Source organism: Clostridium chromiireducens (assembly GCF_003575225.1).
In the GTDB taxonomy this organism is placed as follows: Bacteria; Bacillota; Clostridia; order Clostridiales; family Clostridiaceae; genus Clostridium; species Clostridium chromiireducens.
Genome location: NZ_QXDJ01000011.1, coordinates 66423 through 82743 on the forward strand (window position 1 = coordinate 66423; position 16321 = coordinate 82743).

The 16321-nt window shown below is 29.5% G+C and carries 15 protein-coding genes and 1 rRNA gene (1 of these 16 running past the window's edge); 8 read left to right on the forward strand and 8 right to left on the reverse strand.

All coding sequences use genetic code 11. The features are described from left to right. Positions 1-91: 91 nt before the first annotated feature. The 8 genes from rsmG to rpmH all read right to left on the reverse strand — a co-directional run bounded on the left by rsmG (position 92) and on the right by rpmH (position 6496). Positions 92-811: a 16S rRNA (guanine(527)-N(7))-methyltransferase RsmG gene (rsmG, locus tag D2A34_RS25905; protein ID WP_119368279.1), complete on the reverse strand. Its 720-nt coding sequence runs from the start codon at positions 809-811 to the stop codon at positions 92-94. A 20-nt stretch (positions 812-831) separates the two neighbouring features. Then, positions 832-2718 (reverse strand): tRNA uridine-5-carboxymethylaminomethyl(34) synthesis enzyme MnmG, encoded by a 1887-nt coding sequence (mnmG, locus tag D2A34_RS25910; RefSeq protein WP_119368280.1) that lies wholly within the window; start codon positions 2716-2718, stop codon positions 832-834. A 9-nt stretch (positions 2719-2727) separates the two neighbouring features. Continuing rightward, entirely contained in the window at positions 2728-4110 is a 1383-nt protein-coding gene (gene mnmE, locus D2A34_RS25915) for a tRNA uridine-5-carboxymethylaminomethyl(34) synthesis GTPase MnmE (RefSeq protein ID WP_119368281.1), read from the reverse strand. A 167-nt stretch (positions 4111-4277) separates the two neighbouring features. Continuing rightward, positions 4278-4907, reverse strand: a complete 630-nt coding sequence (gene jag / locus D2A34_RS25920) for an RNA-binding cell elongation regulator Jag/EloR (RefSeq protein ID WP_119368282.1) — start codon at positions 4905-4907, stop codon at positions 4278-4280. A 47-nt stretch (positions 4908-4954) separates the two neighbouring features. Further along, entirely contained in the window at positions 4955-5719 is a 765-nt protein-coding gene (locus D2A34_RS25925) for a membrane protein insertase YidC (RefSeq protein WP_119368283.1), read from the reverse strand. Between the two features lie 22 nt (positions 5720-5741). Then, positions 5742-5951, reverse strand: a complete 210-nt coding sequence (yidD, locus tag D2A34_RS25930; RefSeq protein ID WP_079440847.1) for a membrane protein insertion efficiency factor YidD — start codon at positions 5949-5951, stop codon at positions 5742-5744. Next, positions 5923-6300 (reverse strand): ribonuclease P protein component, encoded by a 378-nt coding sequence (gene rnpA / locus D2A34_RS25935; protein ID WP_079440848.1) that lies wholly within the window; start codon positions 6298-6300, stop codon positions 5923-5925. The genes yidD and rnpA overlap by 29 nt, the downstream gene beginning before the upstream one ends. Positions 6301-6361: 61 nt before the next feature. Beyond that, complete coding sequence (gene rpmH, locus D2A34_RS25940; protein WP_079440849.1) at positions 6362-6496, reverse strand: 50S ribosomal protein L34; 135 nt, start codon at positions 6494-6496, stop codon at positions 6362-6364. Between the two features lie 499 nt (positions 6497-6995). Here rpmH and dnaA point away from each other — a divergent pair, with 499 nt between their 5' ends. From dnaA to D2A34_RS25980, 8 genes are all read left to right on the forward strand, one after another. Then, positions 6996-8345 (forward strand): chromosomal replication initiator protein DnaA, encoded by a 1350-nt coding sequence (gene dnaA, locus D2A34_RS25945; protein ID WP_079440850.1) that lies wholly within the window; start codon positions 6996-6998, stop codon positions 8343-8345. A gap of 260 nt (positions 8346-8605) precedes the next feature. After that, positions 8606-9706 carry a DNA polymerase III subunit beta gene (gene dnaN, locus D2A34_RS25950; RefSeq protein WP_079440851.1) on the forward strand — a complete coding sequence of 367 codons (1101 nt, stop codon included), beginning with the start codon at positions 8606-8608 and terminating at the stop codon, positions 9704-9706. A gap of 38 nt (positions 9707-9744) precedes the next feature. Continuing rightward, entirely contained in the window at positions 9745-9951 is a 207-nt protein-coding gene (gene yaaA / locus D2A34_RS25955) for a S4 domain-containing protein YaaA (RefSeq protein WP_119368284.1), read from the forward strand. A 68-nt stretch (positions 9952-10019) separates the two neighbouring features. Next, entirely contained in the window at positions 10020-11102 is a 1083-nt protein-coding gene (gene recF, locus D2A34_RS25960; RefSeq protein ID WP_119368285.1) for a DNA replication/repair protein RecF, read from the forward strand. A gap of 14 nt (positions 11103-11116) precedes the next feature. Continuing rightward, on the forward strand, positions 11117-11377 hold the full coding sequence (gene remB, locus D2A34_RS25965) for an extracellular matrix regulator RemB (protein WP_008419054.1): 261 nt from the start codon (positions 11117-11119) through the stop codon (positions 11375-11377). A 50-nt stretch (positions 11378-11427) separates the two neighbouring features. Continuing rightward, positions 11428-13335 carry a DNA topoisomerase (ATP-hydrolyzing) subunit B gene (gene gyrB / locus D2A34_RS25970; protein WP_079440854.1) on the forward strand — a complete coding sequence of 636 codons (1908 nt, stop codon included), beginning with the start codon at positions 11428-11430 and terminating at the stop codon, positions 13333-13335. A gap of 23 nt (positions 13336-13358) precedes the next feature. Further along, positions 13359-15839 (forward strand): DNA gyrase subunit A, encoded by a 2481-nt coding sequence (gyrA, locus tag D2A34_RS25975; protein ID WP_079440855.1) that lies wholly within the window; start codon positions 13359-13361, stop codon positions 15837-15839. A gap of 475 nt (positions 15840-16314) precedes the next feature. Then, a 16S ribosomal RNA gene (locus tag D2A34_RS25980) occupies positions 16315-16321 on the forward strand; its annotated part runs 1409 nt beyond the window's last position; the annotation flags it as partial.

Below are 16321 nucleotides of genomic sequence, written 5' to 3' on the forward strand. Positions count from 1 at the left end.
AACTTCTTAATTATCTATTCTACTTTAGTTTTATTTTTCCTCCAAAAATCTAATTGTTTCCTTGCTTTTACAATATTGTAACTTGCATTTATTACTTAAGAGGATTTTTAGTAATTAAACCTGCTTTTCTTGGATATGTTTTAGGGCATTCTTTAATCTTTTTTACTACAACTAAATTATGCCTTAATTCAGTTTCTTCAATATTGATTTCACAAATATCTATTAATTCACCACCAAGAACTTTAATAGCATTTAAACTGTCTTTGATCTCTTGATCAACAGAAGGCCCCTTTAATGCTATGAAATTCCCACCAACCCTTACATATGGTAAGCATAGTTCTGATAATACGCTCATATTTGCAACTGCTCTAGAGGTTGCTATGTCAAACTTTTCTCGTAACTGATTATTCCTTGCACCATCCTCTGCTCTTGAATGAATTGTTTCTACATTAGAAAGTCCTAACTTAGTGACAACATTATTCAAAAAGTTAACTCTTTTATTTAAAGAATCCAGCAATGTTATTTTAATATCATCTTTCATAATAGCAATTGGTAATCCAGGAAATCCTGCGCCTGTTCCAACATCTATTAAATTGGCAGCATTTTTAAATTCTTTCCTTTTAAATGCTTTTATTGAATCTATAAAATGCTTTTTAATTATTTCTTCATCTTCGGTTATGGCCGTTAAGTTTATTTTTTCATTCCATTCTTGAAGAAGCTTCATATAATCAATAAATTTTTCATACTGTTCCTTTGATAGTTGTAAACCTACATCTTCAGAAGATTTACTCATTAAATCATAAAAATTCATAATTCCTCCATACTAATATATTAGGATTGCTTATTATAGCGATGTTCAAGATAAATAAGTAAAACTGAAATATCTGCTGGAGATACTCCTGAAATACGTGAAGCCTGCCCCATACTAATTGGTTTAATACTATTCAACTTCTGCACAGCCTCTGTCCTTAACCCCTTCACGCTACTATAATCAATATCTCTAGGTAATAATTTTTTTTCAAACTTCTTAAATTGTGCAACTTGTTCAAGTTGACTTTGTATATATCCTTCATATTTTGTTAGTATATTAATTTGTTCACCAACATCATATGGTAAGTCTAGTCTTTCATCATCTAATGGAGATAAATCAAAATAATCTAGCTCTGGTCTTTGCAATAATTCATAAAAACTGATAGGTTTTCTTAATTCAGCTGAATTTAATGAAATTAGGAATTCATTTACTTCCTTTTTATTTGTTATTCGTAATTTTTTTAATCTTTCTAACTCATTTTCAACATTTTGTTTTCTAACTAAAAATCTATTATATCTTTCTTCTGTAACAAGTCCTACTCTATGACCAATTTCAGTTAATCTAAAATCTGCATTATCTTGCCTTAATAATAGCCTATATTCAGCTCTTGAAGTCATCATTCTATAAGGCTCATTAGTACCCTTTGTCACCAAATCATCAATCAGTACTCCTATGTAAGCATCTGATCGCGTTAAAATTAAGGGTTCTTCATTCCTAATTTTTAGTGCCGCATTTATTCCGGCAACTAATCCTTGTGCACCAGCCTCTTCATATCCTGAACTCCCATTTAGCTGGCCTGCACCATATAATCCTTCAACCTTTTTAAATTCTAATGTTGGTTTTAATTGAGTCGGATCAATTGAATCATATTCAATTGCATATGCTGTTCTCATCATTTCAACATTTTCAAGTCCTGGTAAAGTTTTAAGCATCTTAATCTGAACTTCTTCAGGTAGCGATGAAGAGAATCCTCCAACATACATTTCTAAAGTATCAAGGCCTTCTGGTTCAATAAATATTTGATGTTGAGGCTTATCTGGAAATCTCATTATCTTATCTTCTATTGATGGGCAATATCTTGGACCAACACCCTTTATACTACCATTATAAATCGGTGATCTATCAATATTATCCCTAATTATTTTACGTGTTTCTTCATTTGTATATGTTAAATAGCATGGAACCTGTTCCTTTTCAATATTGCCACTCATGAATGAAAATGGTACTATTTTATCGTCACCATTTTGCTCTACCATCTTTGAAAAATCAACAGATTTCTTATTAATTCTAGCCGGAGTTCCCGTTTTAAATCGCCTTAATTCAATACCTAATTTTAAAAGTGATTGTGATAAGTCATTAGCTGGAAATAATCCATTAGGGCCTCCATCATATGATACTTCTCCAATAATGATTTTTCCTTTTAAATATGTACCTGTTGCAAGTATCACTGCTTTACATCCAAAAACGGCACCATTTTTAGTTATTACACCAACTACTTTTCCACCTTCAACCTTAAGTTCTGTAACTTCAATTTGCCTGATTATAAGATTATCTTGCTCTTCTAATATTCTTTTCATTCTATACTGATAATCTTTTTTATCTGCTTGTGCTCTTAATGAATGAACGGCTGGTCCCTTTGAGGTATTTAACATTCTTGATTGAATAAATGTGTTATCAATATTAACACCCATTTCTCCACCAAGTGCATCAATTTCTCTAACCAAATGTCCCTTTGCAGTACCTCCTATATTAGGATTACAAGGCATTAAAGCTATTGAATCTAAATTTATCGTGCACACTAATGTATTAAGCCCCATCCTTGCCGAAGCCAATGCTGCCTCACACCCAGCATGCCCTGCACCTACAACAATTACATCAAATTGCCCGCCATCATAATTTATTGCCATTACTCTTACCTACTTTCCTACACAAAATTCACTAAAAATCTTATTTAATAAATCTTCTTCTAGTTCATCTCCTGTTATTTCACCTAATGCCTTCATAGCCGCTGTAACATAAATAGATATTAAATCAAGATATTCTCCAACACTAACTTTGTTTAGAGCTATATCACAGTTATCCAGCGCTTTATAGAGTGCTTGCTTATGCCTTACATTAGATATTATTAAGCTTTCAGATTTTACATCTCCATTAAAAAATAAGTTTTTAATTTCTTTCTTTAAATTATCAATACCTTCTCCTGTTTTTGCTGATATATTTATCTTGTTATCAAGATTATTAATTATGTTTTCTGATATCTTTGCATCTAAATCTACTTTATTTAATAAAACTATATTTTTCTTATCTTTTATTTTATCAATTATAATTTGATCCTCTTCATCAATATCCCTCGATACATCAAGCATTAATATTATTAGATCAGCTTCATCTATCTTTTCTTTAGATTTTTCAACGCCTATTTTCTCTACTATATCCTCAGTATCTCTTATTCCTGCAGTATCAGTTATTCTAATCGGAATTCCATCAAGATTAATATACTCTTCAATTACATCTCTTGTTGTTCCTGGAATATCAGTTACTATTGCTCTTTTTTCCTTAAGTAATGCATTAAGTAATGATGATTTACCTACATTGGGCTTACCAACAATAACAACATTTAGCCCTTCCCTTATTATCTTACCTTCATCCGCATTTACTAATAAATTTCTTATATTCACAATCGATTTATTTATTCCATCTTTAATCTGGCTAATTAAATCTTCATCAATAATATCCTCATCATCCTCTGTAAAATCAACTGCATATTCTATTAATGCCAATACATTTAGTAAATACTTTCTTAATTCTCCTATTTCCTTAGAAAGAGCCCCCTTACTTTGTAATATCGCTGCCTTCATAGCTAATTCAGTCTTTGCAGTAATGATATCCATTACTGCTTCTGCTTGACTTAAATCAATTCTTCCATTCAAAAAAGCTCTTTTAGTAAATTCTCCAGGCTCAGCAAGTCTGGCCCCTGACTTAATAACTTGATTCAAAACGCTATTAGTTGATACAACTCCACCATGACAATTAATTTCAACTACGTTCTCTCCTGTATAACTGCTTGGCGCCCTCATATAGCTTAAAATAACTTCATCAATAGTTTCCTCATTTTCCAAATTAATAATATTTCCATACTTCATTGTATATGTCTTCATATTTTTAATATCAAAATCATTCTTAGGTTTAAATATTCTACTAGCAATATCTAAAGCTTTTTCTCCAGATATTCTTATTATTGCAACTCCGCCTTCCCCGATTGGAGTCGCAATTGCAGAAATAGTATCAAATTCCTTCATTTATTTTCCTCCTTCATAAAGAAGAATCTTTATATTAATATCCATTAAAACTAATATTAATTTTACATAACAAACTTTAAATAGTCAAAGTCATATTAACTAAAATTTTCTTTATACAATCATGAAATATATTTATAAATTTAAAAAGAAAGCCCTAGGGCTTTCTTCTACAAATTATTTTTTAATTCAACAACTACTCTTCTAAATGGCTCATCGCCTTCACTATATGTATTAACAAAAGCATCTTCTTGAAGCGCAGAATGAATAATTCTTCTCTCATACGGGTTCATTGGTTCCAACTTAAATACTTTCCGTGTCTTCTTAACTTTATAGGCAGTTTTAGTCGCAACACCCCTAAGAGTTTCTTCTCTCTTACTTCTGTAATTTTCTGTATCTAGTATAACTTTTTTATGAGGAAGCTCATGTACCTTATTAACTACTAATGAAACTAGATATTGTATAGAATCTAAAGTCTCCCCCCTATAACCAATTATCACACCCATTTTTTCTCCTGACAAATTAATTATAAGCGTGTCATTTTCCTCTTTGATATCTATCTTAGCTTCTATTTCCATACAATTAAGTATATTTGCTATAAAATTTCGCGCTTCTTCAATATAATCATATTTTTTAGAAACCCTAATTATAGCTGGCTTAACTCCTATAACGTTAAATAAACCTTTTGAACCATGATGCAAAATTTCAACATTAACCATGTTTTCATTTGTATTTAATTCAATCAAAGCTTTATTTAAAGCTTCTTCAACAGTTTTTCCCTCTACTTCTATTGATTTCATCCGTTAATTCACCACCTCTAATACTAAATCAAACTTAAATTACCTATTTATTTTTTCTTTCTTTTTCTACTAGCTAAATTTTTAGGCTCTTCAACTGCCATAACAAATTTTTCTGATTCTATTTTTGCTTCTTTTTCTTTTCTAGAATCAATTTCTTTAATTGCTGGTCTATAGTTTAAGAAATATGTTTGTATAGTTTGAATTATATTACCAATTATCCAGTATAAAACTAATATAGCACTAAAGTTCCATGACATAACACCCATCATTCCAGCCATAGTAATATTCATAGTTCCCATATTCATGCCTCCTGGTTGAGCCGGAGTTGCTTTAGACATTAAATATGATGGAATATATGTTGATAGTGCTGCCAAAACAGGAAGTATGTGCCAATGATCAGGAGCAAATAAGTTTGTAATCCATAAAAATGATGCTCCTTCTATTCCATGTATACCCATAAACACCCAATAAAGAGCCATCAATATTGGTAATGGTAATAGTGACGGAAGACATCCTCCTGTCATGCTAACATTATGCTCTTTATATAGTTTCATAGTCTCGGTACTTAATTTTTCTTTATCATCTTTATATTTCTCTTGAATCTTTTTAATTTCAGGTTGAATTTTTTGCATTCCTTGTGTAGATTTTGCTGCCTTAATATTAAATGGCAATATTAAAATTCTTATGATTAATGTAAAAATAAATATTGCTAAAACATAAGACAATCCTACATCTGATACACCCATACTTACAATAAAGTTATGCAGGGAATCAAATATATTTCTCATAAAATCAACTATTGATTGAAACATTAAAATATATACCTCCTATATTTCATCTTACTGGATCATATCCACCCTTGCAAAAAGGATTACATCTTAATATTCTGTAAACAGCCATTATGCTCCCTTTTAAAACACCATATTTATTTATAGCATCTAACGCATATTGTGAACAAGTCGGCGTAAACCTACAACATGGAGACCTTCCAGGCGAAATATGTTTTCTATAAAAATTAATTAGGTGTATGAGTAGTTTCTTCATTATTATATAAGCCTGCCTTTTTAATTAAATTTTTCATAGCCTTCTCTACCTCAAGGTAACTTTTTCCCTTCATAGGATTTCTTGCTATAAAAATAAAATCATATCCCTTTATTGCATATTGATAATTTAATCTAAAACTTTCACTTATTAATCTTTTACATCTACTTCTAACAACACTGTTTCCTACTTTTTTGCTTACAGAAACGCCTAATTTATTGTAAAGATTAAAATCTTTATCTTTATTCCTCTTATTCTTTAATATATACATAACTAAAATTTCATTAGCAAATGATTTACCTCTTTTATATATAATTGTAAATTCAAAATTCTTCTTTAATCTATAAGTCATAGATATTTTTATTCTCCTTTTTTCCCTGCATTTGCAGAAAAAAGGCCACTTAGAGCGGCCCTTAAGCTGTTAGTCTTTTTCTTCCTTTTTGTCTTCTGTTTCTAAGAATGTTTCTTCCTGATTGAGTGCTCATTCTTTTTCTGAAACCATGTTCTTTTTTTCTTTGTCTCTTTTTAGGTTGGTAAGTCATGAACATTATAAATGCACCCCCTTAAAATTATTATTTATAGTAAAACTATACTTTACGCTTTTAAATTTTACTTTATTTATTATATATATATACTATTTTTCTGTCAAGGTGGTAATAATTGTTGATAATTATATTTATATATATTTTTTTGTGGATAACTTATTGAATATGAATAATTACTTATGTTATCATAAGTATTATGTTGTGAATAACTTATTAATGCTAAAACTTATCCACATGTGTGGATAAAACTGTGTATAACTTGTTTGTTTCTATTATTAGTACATCCTAAATCCCTTGATAATGCTAGTTAAGCATATGTTCATAAATTTTAGTAACAATTTGTTATTAATTTTTTATTCAATTAATATATACACATAATTATTAACATGTTGATATATTTATATACATACTTGGCTATAATAAATAAATGTTGATATCTCTGTTAATAAACTGTACATAATATCATAAAAAATTTTTTTATAAAAATATTGGAGGAATACGAATGGATGCCGATCTTAAAAATTTGTGGGGTAAAACCTTAAATATCATAAAAAGTGAACTAAGTGAAGTTAGCTTTAATACTTGGATTAAAAGCTGCGAGCCAATATCTATTTCTTCTGATACTCTAAAGATAAGCGTTCCGAATTCCTTTACTCAAGATATTTTAGATAAACGATATAAAGATTTAGTTGCAAATTCAGTAAAAGCAATCTGTTCAAAATTATATAAAATTGAATTTATTATAATGTCTGATAACTTTGATAAAGAAGATAGTAAAAATAATTCTAACCCATCTCCAAAATCAGTTATTGTTAATGATGAAATGTCATCTACTTTAAATCCAAAGTATACATTCAATTCATTTGTAATCGGAAATAGTAATAGATTTGCCCATGCTGCATCTCTTGCTGTTGCAGAATCTCCTGCAAAAGCATATAACCCTTTGTTTATATACGGGGGAGTTGGACTAGGAAAAACCCACTTGATGCATGCCATAGGACATTATGTTTTGGATGGTAATCCTAACGCTAAGGTTGTATATGTCTCATCTGAAAAATTTACAAATGAGTTGATTAATGCAATTAAGGACGATAAAAATGAAGAATTTAGAAATAAATATAGAAATGTAGATATATTACTTATAGATGATATTCAATTTATAGCTGGAAAAGAACGTACCCAAGAGGAGTTTTTCCATACATTCAACGCATTACATGACGCAAATAAACAAATTATATTATCTTCAGATAGACCCCCAAAAGAAATTCCGACTTTAGAAGATAGGCTGCGTTCTAGATTTGAATGGGGACTAATAGCGGATATTCAGGTTCCTGATTTTGAAACAAGAATGGCTATCTTAAAAAAGAAAGCTGATGTTGAAAATCTAAATGTGGCTAATGAAGTTATGGGGTATATTGCTACTAAAATTAAATCCAACATAAGAGAACTTGAGGGTGCCTTAATAAGAATAATTGCTTATTCTTCATTAACAAACAGAGAGGTTACTGTAGATTTGGCTTCAGAGGCACTAAAAGATATAATATCTAAAAAACAAGGAAAGCATGTGACTATTGATTCTATACAAGATGTAGTTTCTAGTTACTTTAATTTACGTGTCGAAGATTTAAAGTCTCAGAGGAGAACGAGAAATGTAGCATATCCAAGACAAATTGCAATGTATCTAAGTAGAAAACTGACAGATATGTCCTTGCCTAAAATTGGAGAGGAATTTGGAGGTCGAGATCATACTACTGTTATACACGCTTATGAAAAAATTTCTGAGAACTTAAAAACTGATGATTCATTGCAACATACTGTCAATGACATTACAAAGAAACTGACTCAAAATTAATCCACAGCTGTATATAACAAATCTAGTATATACTGTGGATAATATTTTTATAATAATATAGTGTTTATTATTGTGGATAACTAGGTCAATTTGTTACTGAATTATCCACAATATTTTTGAATGCAATTTTGTTGATATTACTGGGTTTGATGTAGTTATCAACAAATCAACAGCCCCTACTACTATTATTACTATAAAAGTATTTATCTATATCTAATTATTGTCATTAATTTATTGTTAATAAATAAGGAGGTTTTCCAATGATTTTTACATGTGAAAAACAAAAAATATTAGAAGGTATATCAATAGTTCAAAAAGCTATAACAGGTAAATCAACTATGCCTATACTTGAAGGAATATATATAAATACAAATAAAACAACATTAACTCTTATAGGATCAGATATGGATGTAAGCATTGAAACATCTGTTAATGCAACAATCATAGAAGAGGGAAGCATCGTTATTGATGCCAAAATATTTGGAGAAATAATAAGAAAGCTACCAAATTCAACTATAAGAATAGAAACAATCGAAAACCAATTAATAAAAATAACTTGTGAAAAATCGGTATTTGATGTAGTTTATATGAATACAAATGAATTTCCTGAATTACCTCAAATTAATGAAAACTTAAAAATATCAGTAAATCAAAACATATTAAAAAATATGATAAAAGGAACATCATTCGCAATTGCACAAGATGAAACTAGACCAATTCTACAAGGGATTTTATTTGAAGTAAAAGAAAAAAATTTAAATTTAGTTGCACTAGATGGATATAGGCTAGCAATTAAAAGTGAATTCTTAGATACTGATATAAATATAGAAGTTGTTATACCTGGTAAAACTCTAAATGAAGTATCAAAGATACTTGAAGATGTAGATGACATTGTGGATATAACTTTTACTAATAATCATATTTTATTTAATTTAGAAAGAACTAAAATAATATCTAGATTGTTAGAAGGAAAATTTATAAATTACAATTCATTATTGCCTCAAGAGCATAAGTTATTTGTTAATGTTAATAGACAAGAATTACAAAATGCTATTGAAAGAGCATCTTTAATGGCCAAGGAAGGAAATACAAATTTAATAAGATTAGATTTACAACAAGATAACCTGATAATAACATCCAATTCTCAATTGGGAAAGGTAAGAGAAGAAATATCTATAAAATTGCAAGGTGAAGAAATACAAATTGCATTTAATTCAAAATACTTGTTGGATGTATTAAAGAACATGGAAGAGAGCGATGTTATTATGAAGATGACTTCAGGGATAAGTCCATGTGTAATTCAGGAGAAGGATAATGAAAATGCGAAGTATTTAGTTTTACCAGTAAGATTAATGAGATAGGAGGATAAGTATTTATTTGTGAATACTTATGCAAAAATATGAATAAAATAAAAATTAGCACTGAATTTATAAAACTAGACGCTTTTCTGAAGTGGGCCGCTATTGTTGGATCCGGTTCAGAAGCAAAAGTATATATACAAGATGGATTAGTAAAAGTTAATAATGAAATTTGCATTCAACGAGGAAAAAAATTAAAGGTTGGAGATATTGTAAGTTTCGAAGATTCAGATTTTGAAATAGTATAGATATAGTTATAAAAAATAATAAGTAGACAAATGTTTTATTATGATATAATTATTATAGGTGTATTTTTATGTATGTTAAAAATATAAATTTAATCAACTACAGAAACTATGAAAATTTATCTATAGAATTAGATAAAAGTGTAAATGTGTTTGTAGGTGATAATGCTCAAGGAAAAACTAATATTGTTGAATCAATTTATTATGGTGCTTTTGCAAAATCGCATAGAACATCAAAAGATAAAGAATTAATAAATTGGAAAAAGGATAAAGCCTATATAAGTTTGCTTATAGGAAAAAATAGGCTGGATAAAAAAATTGATATTAACATTCTAAGAGATGGAAAAAAGGCCATTAAGGTAAATAGCATAAAAGTAGGAAAAATAGGAGAGTTATTCGGGACATTTAATGTAGTTATGTTTTCACCAGAAGATTTAAAAGTTATCAAAGAATCTCCTAGTCTAAGGCGAAGGCTACTTGATATGGAGTTATCTCAAATAAATTCAAAGTATTATTTTAATTTAGTTCAATATCACAAAATTTTAAATGAAAGAAATATTTTATTAAAAAGCAAAAAGTTCGCTGAAGATGTTTTGGAAGTATATGATTTACAATTAATTGAATATGCTGATTATATTGTATCAAAAAGGTTAGAATATATAGATAAAATAAACTTTTATGGAAAAAACATTCATAATGATATAACTTCTGGTAAAGAAAAGATTGAATTTAAATACAATTGTACCGTTAATCTAGATAGTTATAAAAGTAATTATTTGAAAAAATTAAAGGATAACGTTCTTAGAGATAGAGAAAAAGGATTAACTTCAGTTGGTCCTCATAGAGATGATTTCAATGTTTTTATAAATGAGATTGATGCAAAAACATTTGGATCACAAGGACAGCAACGTACATCAATTCTAACGATGAAGTTTTCATCTTTAAAGATCATCAAAGAGATTACTGGAGAGTATCCTGTTTTATTATTAGATGACGTTCTCTCAGAACTTGATGTAAATAGAAAAAAATATATATTAAGTTCTATTAGAGATATACAAACAATAATAACTTGTACAGGAGTTGATGATTTAGGTAATTATTTAGATTATAGATCTAAGATATTTACTGTATCGAACGGGAAGATTTTAAATTAAAGGAGGAATATTTAGTGTTTTTACATTTAGGTGAAAATGTTGTAGTTCCCATTAAAGACATAATTGGAATATTCGATTTGCAAAATACAATGTACAGTTCTGATACAATACAATTTTTGAGATTAGCAGAAGAAGATGGATTTGTAGAAAGAATTACAGATGAAAAACCAAAATCGTTTATTATAGCAGAAGTTGATAATAAAAGTAAGATATATTTTTCACCAATATCATCAACAACGTTAACAAAAAGAACTGATATGGAATATAATTTTTAATTTCGTAAAGTTCATGAGTTTAATATTTTAAAGTTTAGGAGGAGTCTGATTTGGAACAAAATAATAAAAGCTATGATGAAAATCAGATACAGGTTCTTGAGGGATTAGAAGCAGTAAGAAAAAGGCCAGGAATGTATATCGGAAGTACAAGTTCAAGAGGTCTTCATCATTTAGTTTATGAAATAGTAGATAATAGTATTGATGAAGCATTAGCTGGATATTGCAGAAAAATAGAGGTCAACATTAATGAGGATAATTCAATAAGAGTAGTTGACGATGGTAGAGGTATGCCGGTAGGGATACATCCTAAGATGGGGAAGTCCACTGTTGAAGTTATAATGACAATATTGCATGCAGGTGGTAAATTTGGTGGTGAAGGATATAAGGTTTCTGGTGGATTACATGGAGTAGGTGCATCTGTAGTAAATGCGCTTTCTGAAGAATGTATTGTGACAGTTAAAAGGGATGGTCATATATGGGAGCAAAAGTACAGCAGAGGTAAAGTTTTAAACGATATTGCTAAAATAGGGGATAGTGATGAAACAGGAACAGAAACTTATTTTAGACCAGATCCAGAAATATTTGAGGAAACAATTTTTGATTTTGAAGTTTTATCCCAAAGATTGAGAGAATTAGCGTTTTTAAATAAAGGAATTTATATAAGACTTTTAGATAAAAGAGATGAAAAGGAAGAAACGTTTCATTATGAAGGTGGAATAAAATCTTTTGTAAGCTATTTGAATAGGAATAAAGTACCACTTCATGAGGAACCTATATATATCGAGGGCATAAAAGATAAGGTTTCTGTTGAAGTAGCACTTCAATATAACGATGGTTATACTGAAAATATCTTTTCATTTGCAAATAATATAGATACAGTTGAAGGTGGAACACATCTAGTTGGATTTAAGACAGCATTAACAAGAGTATTTAATGATTATGCAAAGAAATTTGGACATATAAAAGAAAATGATAAAAACTTTACTGGAGACGATATCAGAGAGGGGCTAACTGGAGTAATATCTGTTAAAATAGAAGAGCCTCAATTTGAAGGTCAAACAAAGACTAAGCTAGGAAATAGTGAAGTTAGAGGAATAGTTGATTCTATTGTTGGTGAAAATATAGGAATATTTCTAGAAGAAAATCCAAACATAGGAAAAATAATAGTTGATAAAGCATTAATGGCGGCTAGAGCTAGAGATGCAGCTAGAAAAGCTAGAGAATTAACAAGAAAATCAGTATTAGAAAGATCCACATTACCAGGAAAATTAGCAGATTGTTCATCTAAAGATCCTAGAGAATGTGAGATTTACATAGTCGAAGGAGATTCTGCTGGTGGCTCGGCTAAGCAAGGAAGAAATAGGAGATTCCAAGCAATTCTACCATTAAGAGGAAAGATACTAAATGTTGAAAAGCAAAGGTTAGATAGAATATTGAATGCAGATACAATTAGATCTATGGTTACTGCATTTGGTGCTGGTATTGGAAATGATTTTGATGTAGAAAAAATTAGATATAACAGAATCATAATAATGACAGATGCTGATGTCGATGGAGCTCATATTAGAACGTTATTATTAACATTCTTTTATAGATATATGAGAAAAATGGTTGATGATGGTCATGTATATATAGCACAACCTCCATTATATAAAGTTAGTAAAAATAAAAAAGAATACTACGCATATACTGATTCAGAATTAGAGAATGTTTTATCTGAAATAGGTGGAAAAGATAATTCAACAGATATTCAAAGATATAAAGGTCTAGGAGAAATGAACGCAACCCAATTATGGGATACGACAATGGATCCAGAAAAAAGAATTTTATTAAAAGTAAACATAGAAGATGCTATGGCAGCAGATGAAATTTTCACCATATTAATGGGAGAAAAAGTAGAGCCAAGAAAAGAATTTATTACACAAAATGCTAAAAATGTTGTTAATTTAGATATTTAGTACTGAAATATGAGGTGAAGTACATGGACTTTAATGAAGGAAAAGTTATACCTGTAGATATAAAACATGAAATGAAAAAATGCTATATAGATTATGCAATGAGTGTTATTGTTGGTCGTGCATTACCAGATGTTAGAGATGGATTAAAACCTGTACATAGAAGAATACTGTATTCTTTACAAGAATTAGGTTTATATCCTGAGAAGGGATATAGAAAATGTGCAAGAATAGTTGGAGATGTTTTAGGTAAATATCACCCACATGGTGATAGTTCAGTTTATGATGCGCTTGTAAGGATGGCTCAAGATTTTTCAATGAGATATATGTTAGTAGACGGTCATGGAAATTTTGGATCTGTTGATGGAGATAGCGCAGCAGCTATGAGATATACAGAAGCAAAAATGAATAAAATAGCTGTTGAAATGTTAAGAGATATCAATAAGAATACTGTTGATTATATGCCAAATTTTGATGGTGAAGAAGAAGAACCTGTAGTATTGCCATCTAGATTTCCCAACCTTCTGGTTAATGGTTCATCAGGAATAGCCGTTGGGATGGCTACTAATATTCCGCCACATAACCTTGGTGAGATTATAGATGGAACTGTTATGCTTATTGATAATCCAGACGTAACTGTACTGGACCTTATGACTAAAGTTAAAGGTCCAGATTTCCCTACAGGTGCAACTATAATGGGGAAGGCAGGAATTAGAGCTGCCTATGAAACTGGTAAAGGAAAGGTAATTGTAAGGGCAAATGCTGAGATAGAAGAGGAAAATGGAAGGCATTCAATAATTGTTACTGAGATACCATACCAAGTAAATAAGGCAAAGCTTGTTGAGAATATTGCTGATTTAGTGAAGGATAAGAAGATTACTGGAATATCTGACTTAAGAGACGAATCAGATAGAGACGGTATGAGAATTGTAATTGAACTAAAAAGAGATGCTAATCCAAACGTAGTATTAAATTTGTTATACAAGCATACAAAACTTCAAGATACATTTGGCATTATTATGTTAGCGCTAGTTAATAATGAACCTATAGTTTTGAATCTAAAGCAAATATTGGAACACTATGTGGAGTTTCAAAAAGAGGTTATAACAAGAAGAACTATATTTGAATTAAATAAAGCAGAAGCTAGAGCACATATATTAGAGGGATTAAAAATTGCTTTAGACAACATAGATGAAGTAATAAGTATAATAAGAAATTCTAGTACTAGTGAAATTGCTAAAAACACTTTGATGGAAAGATTTAACCTTTCTGAAAAGCAATCTCAGGCTATATTAGAGATGAGACTAAGAAGGTTAACTGGCTTAGAAAGAGATAAGATTGATGAAGAGTTTAATGGGTTGATGAAACAAATAGAATATCTAAAATCTATTCTAGCAAGTGAAGAAAATTTATTAGGTGTAATAAAAGATGAATTATTAGAGATAAAAGCTAAGTATTCAGATGAAAGAAGAAGTAAAATAGAAAAGATAATAAATGAGATTGATATAGAGGATTTAATACAAGTAGAAGATGTTGTTATAACATTAACTCACTCTGGATATATAAAAAGAATTTCGGCAGATACTTACTCTTCACAAAGAAGGGGAGGAAAGGGTATCCAGGCGATGTCAACAAAAGAAGATGATTTTGTTGAACAATTGATGATAACATCAACCCACTCAGATGTATTATTCTTTACGAATAAAGGAAGAGTATATAAGTTAAGAGCTTATGAAATACCTGATGCTGGAAGGCAAGCAAAAGGTACAAATTTAATAAATCTTATTGCTATAGAGTCTGATGAAAAAATCCAAACGGTATTAACTGTAACAGATGATAGAAAAGAAGGATTCTTATTTATGGGAACTAAGCAAGGTATAGTAAAGAAAACTCCACTTAGTGAATTTAAAAATTTAAGGAAAAGTGGATTAATTGCAATAAGTCTAAAAGATGGAGACGAGTTACTTAAAGTAAAAAATACCTATGGAGATGCTAATATTATGGTAGTTACTCAAAATGGGTATGCTGTTAAGTTTAACGAAAAAGATGTAAGGTCTATGGGAAGAACCGCATCAGGGGTTAAGGCTATTAACTTAAAAGAAGATGATATAGCAGTATGTATGGATATTGCTGTTGAAGGAGAAGAATTGTTAGTAATTAGCCAAAATGGGTACGGGAAGAGAACGCCTATCACTGAGTATAAACTACAAAATAGAGGTGGAGTAGGATTAATAACGTATAAGATTAGTGAGAAGACAGGAAAATTAGCAGGAGCTACAATATGTAAAGTTGATGATGAATTAATGCTTATCAATTCTAGTGGAGTGGCAATTAGAATTAATGTTTCTGATATTTCAGTTACAAGCAGGTCTGCAATGGGAGTAACATTAATGAGAACTAATGAGGAAGAAAAAGTAGTTGCAATAGCAAAAATACTAAGTAGTGATGATCCAGAAGAAGAATCAGTTGAATTAGTTGAAATTGAAACTAATGATATAGAAGAATAATATTAATATCAGAAAACTTTAAATAGGTCATTTAACAACATTGCAAATGTGTTAAATGACCTATTTTTATATGTAATGACTATATGACAGTAAATAAGTAAGGTATCATATGAACCTGGTGTATCATAGTAAGAAATATTAAATAAAATAGATAATAATAGAGTAAATTGAATTTAAATCAATATAATGAGGCTATATATAGGGAAAATTAATATATAATATGTTAAGATAAAAGACGTCGTCAAGAAACATAAATATTTTTAAAGAAATCATTAATAATAATTCAAAAAGATTTTAAAAAATATATTGACAGTACGAACTTCAAGTGATATACTAAGAAAGTCGCTTGAGAGTGATGAAAAATTTACAACAATATGTTGTAATAAAGAAATTGGTCTTTGAAAATTGAACAGAATATATAAATACATTTAAGTAAACCAGCAATTCTTTATTTGAGTAAGCTAAGATTAAACTTTTTATTG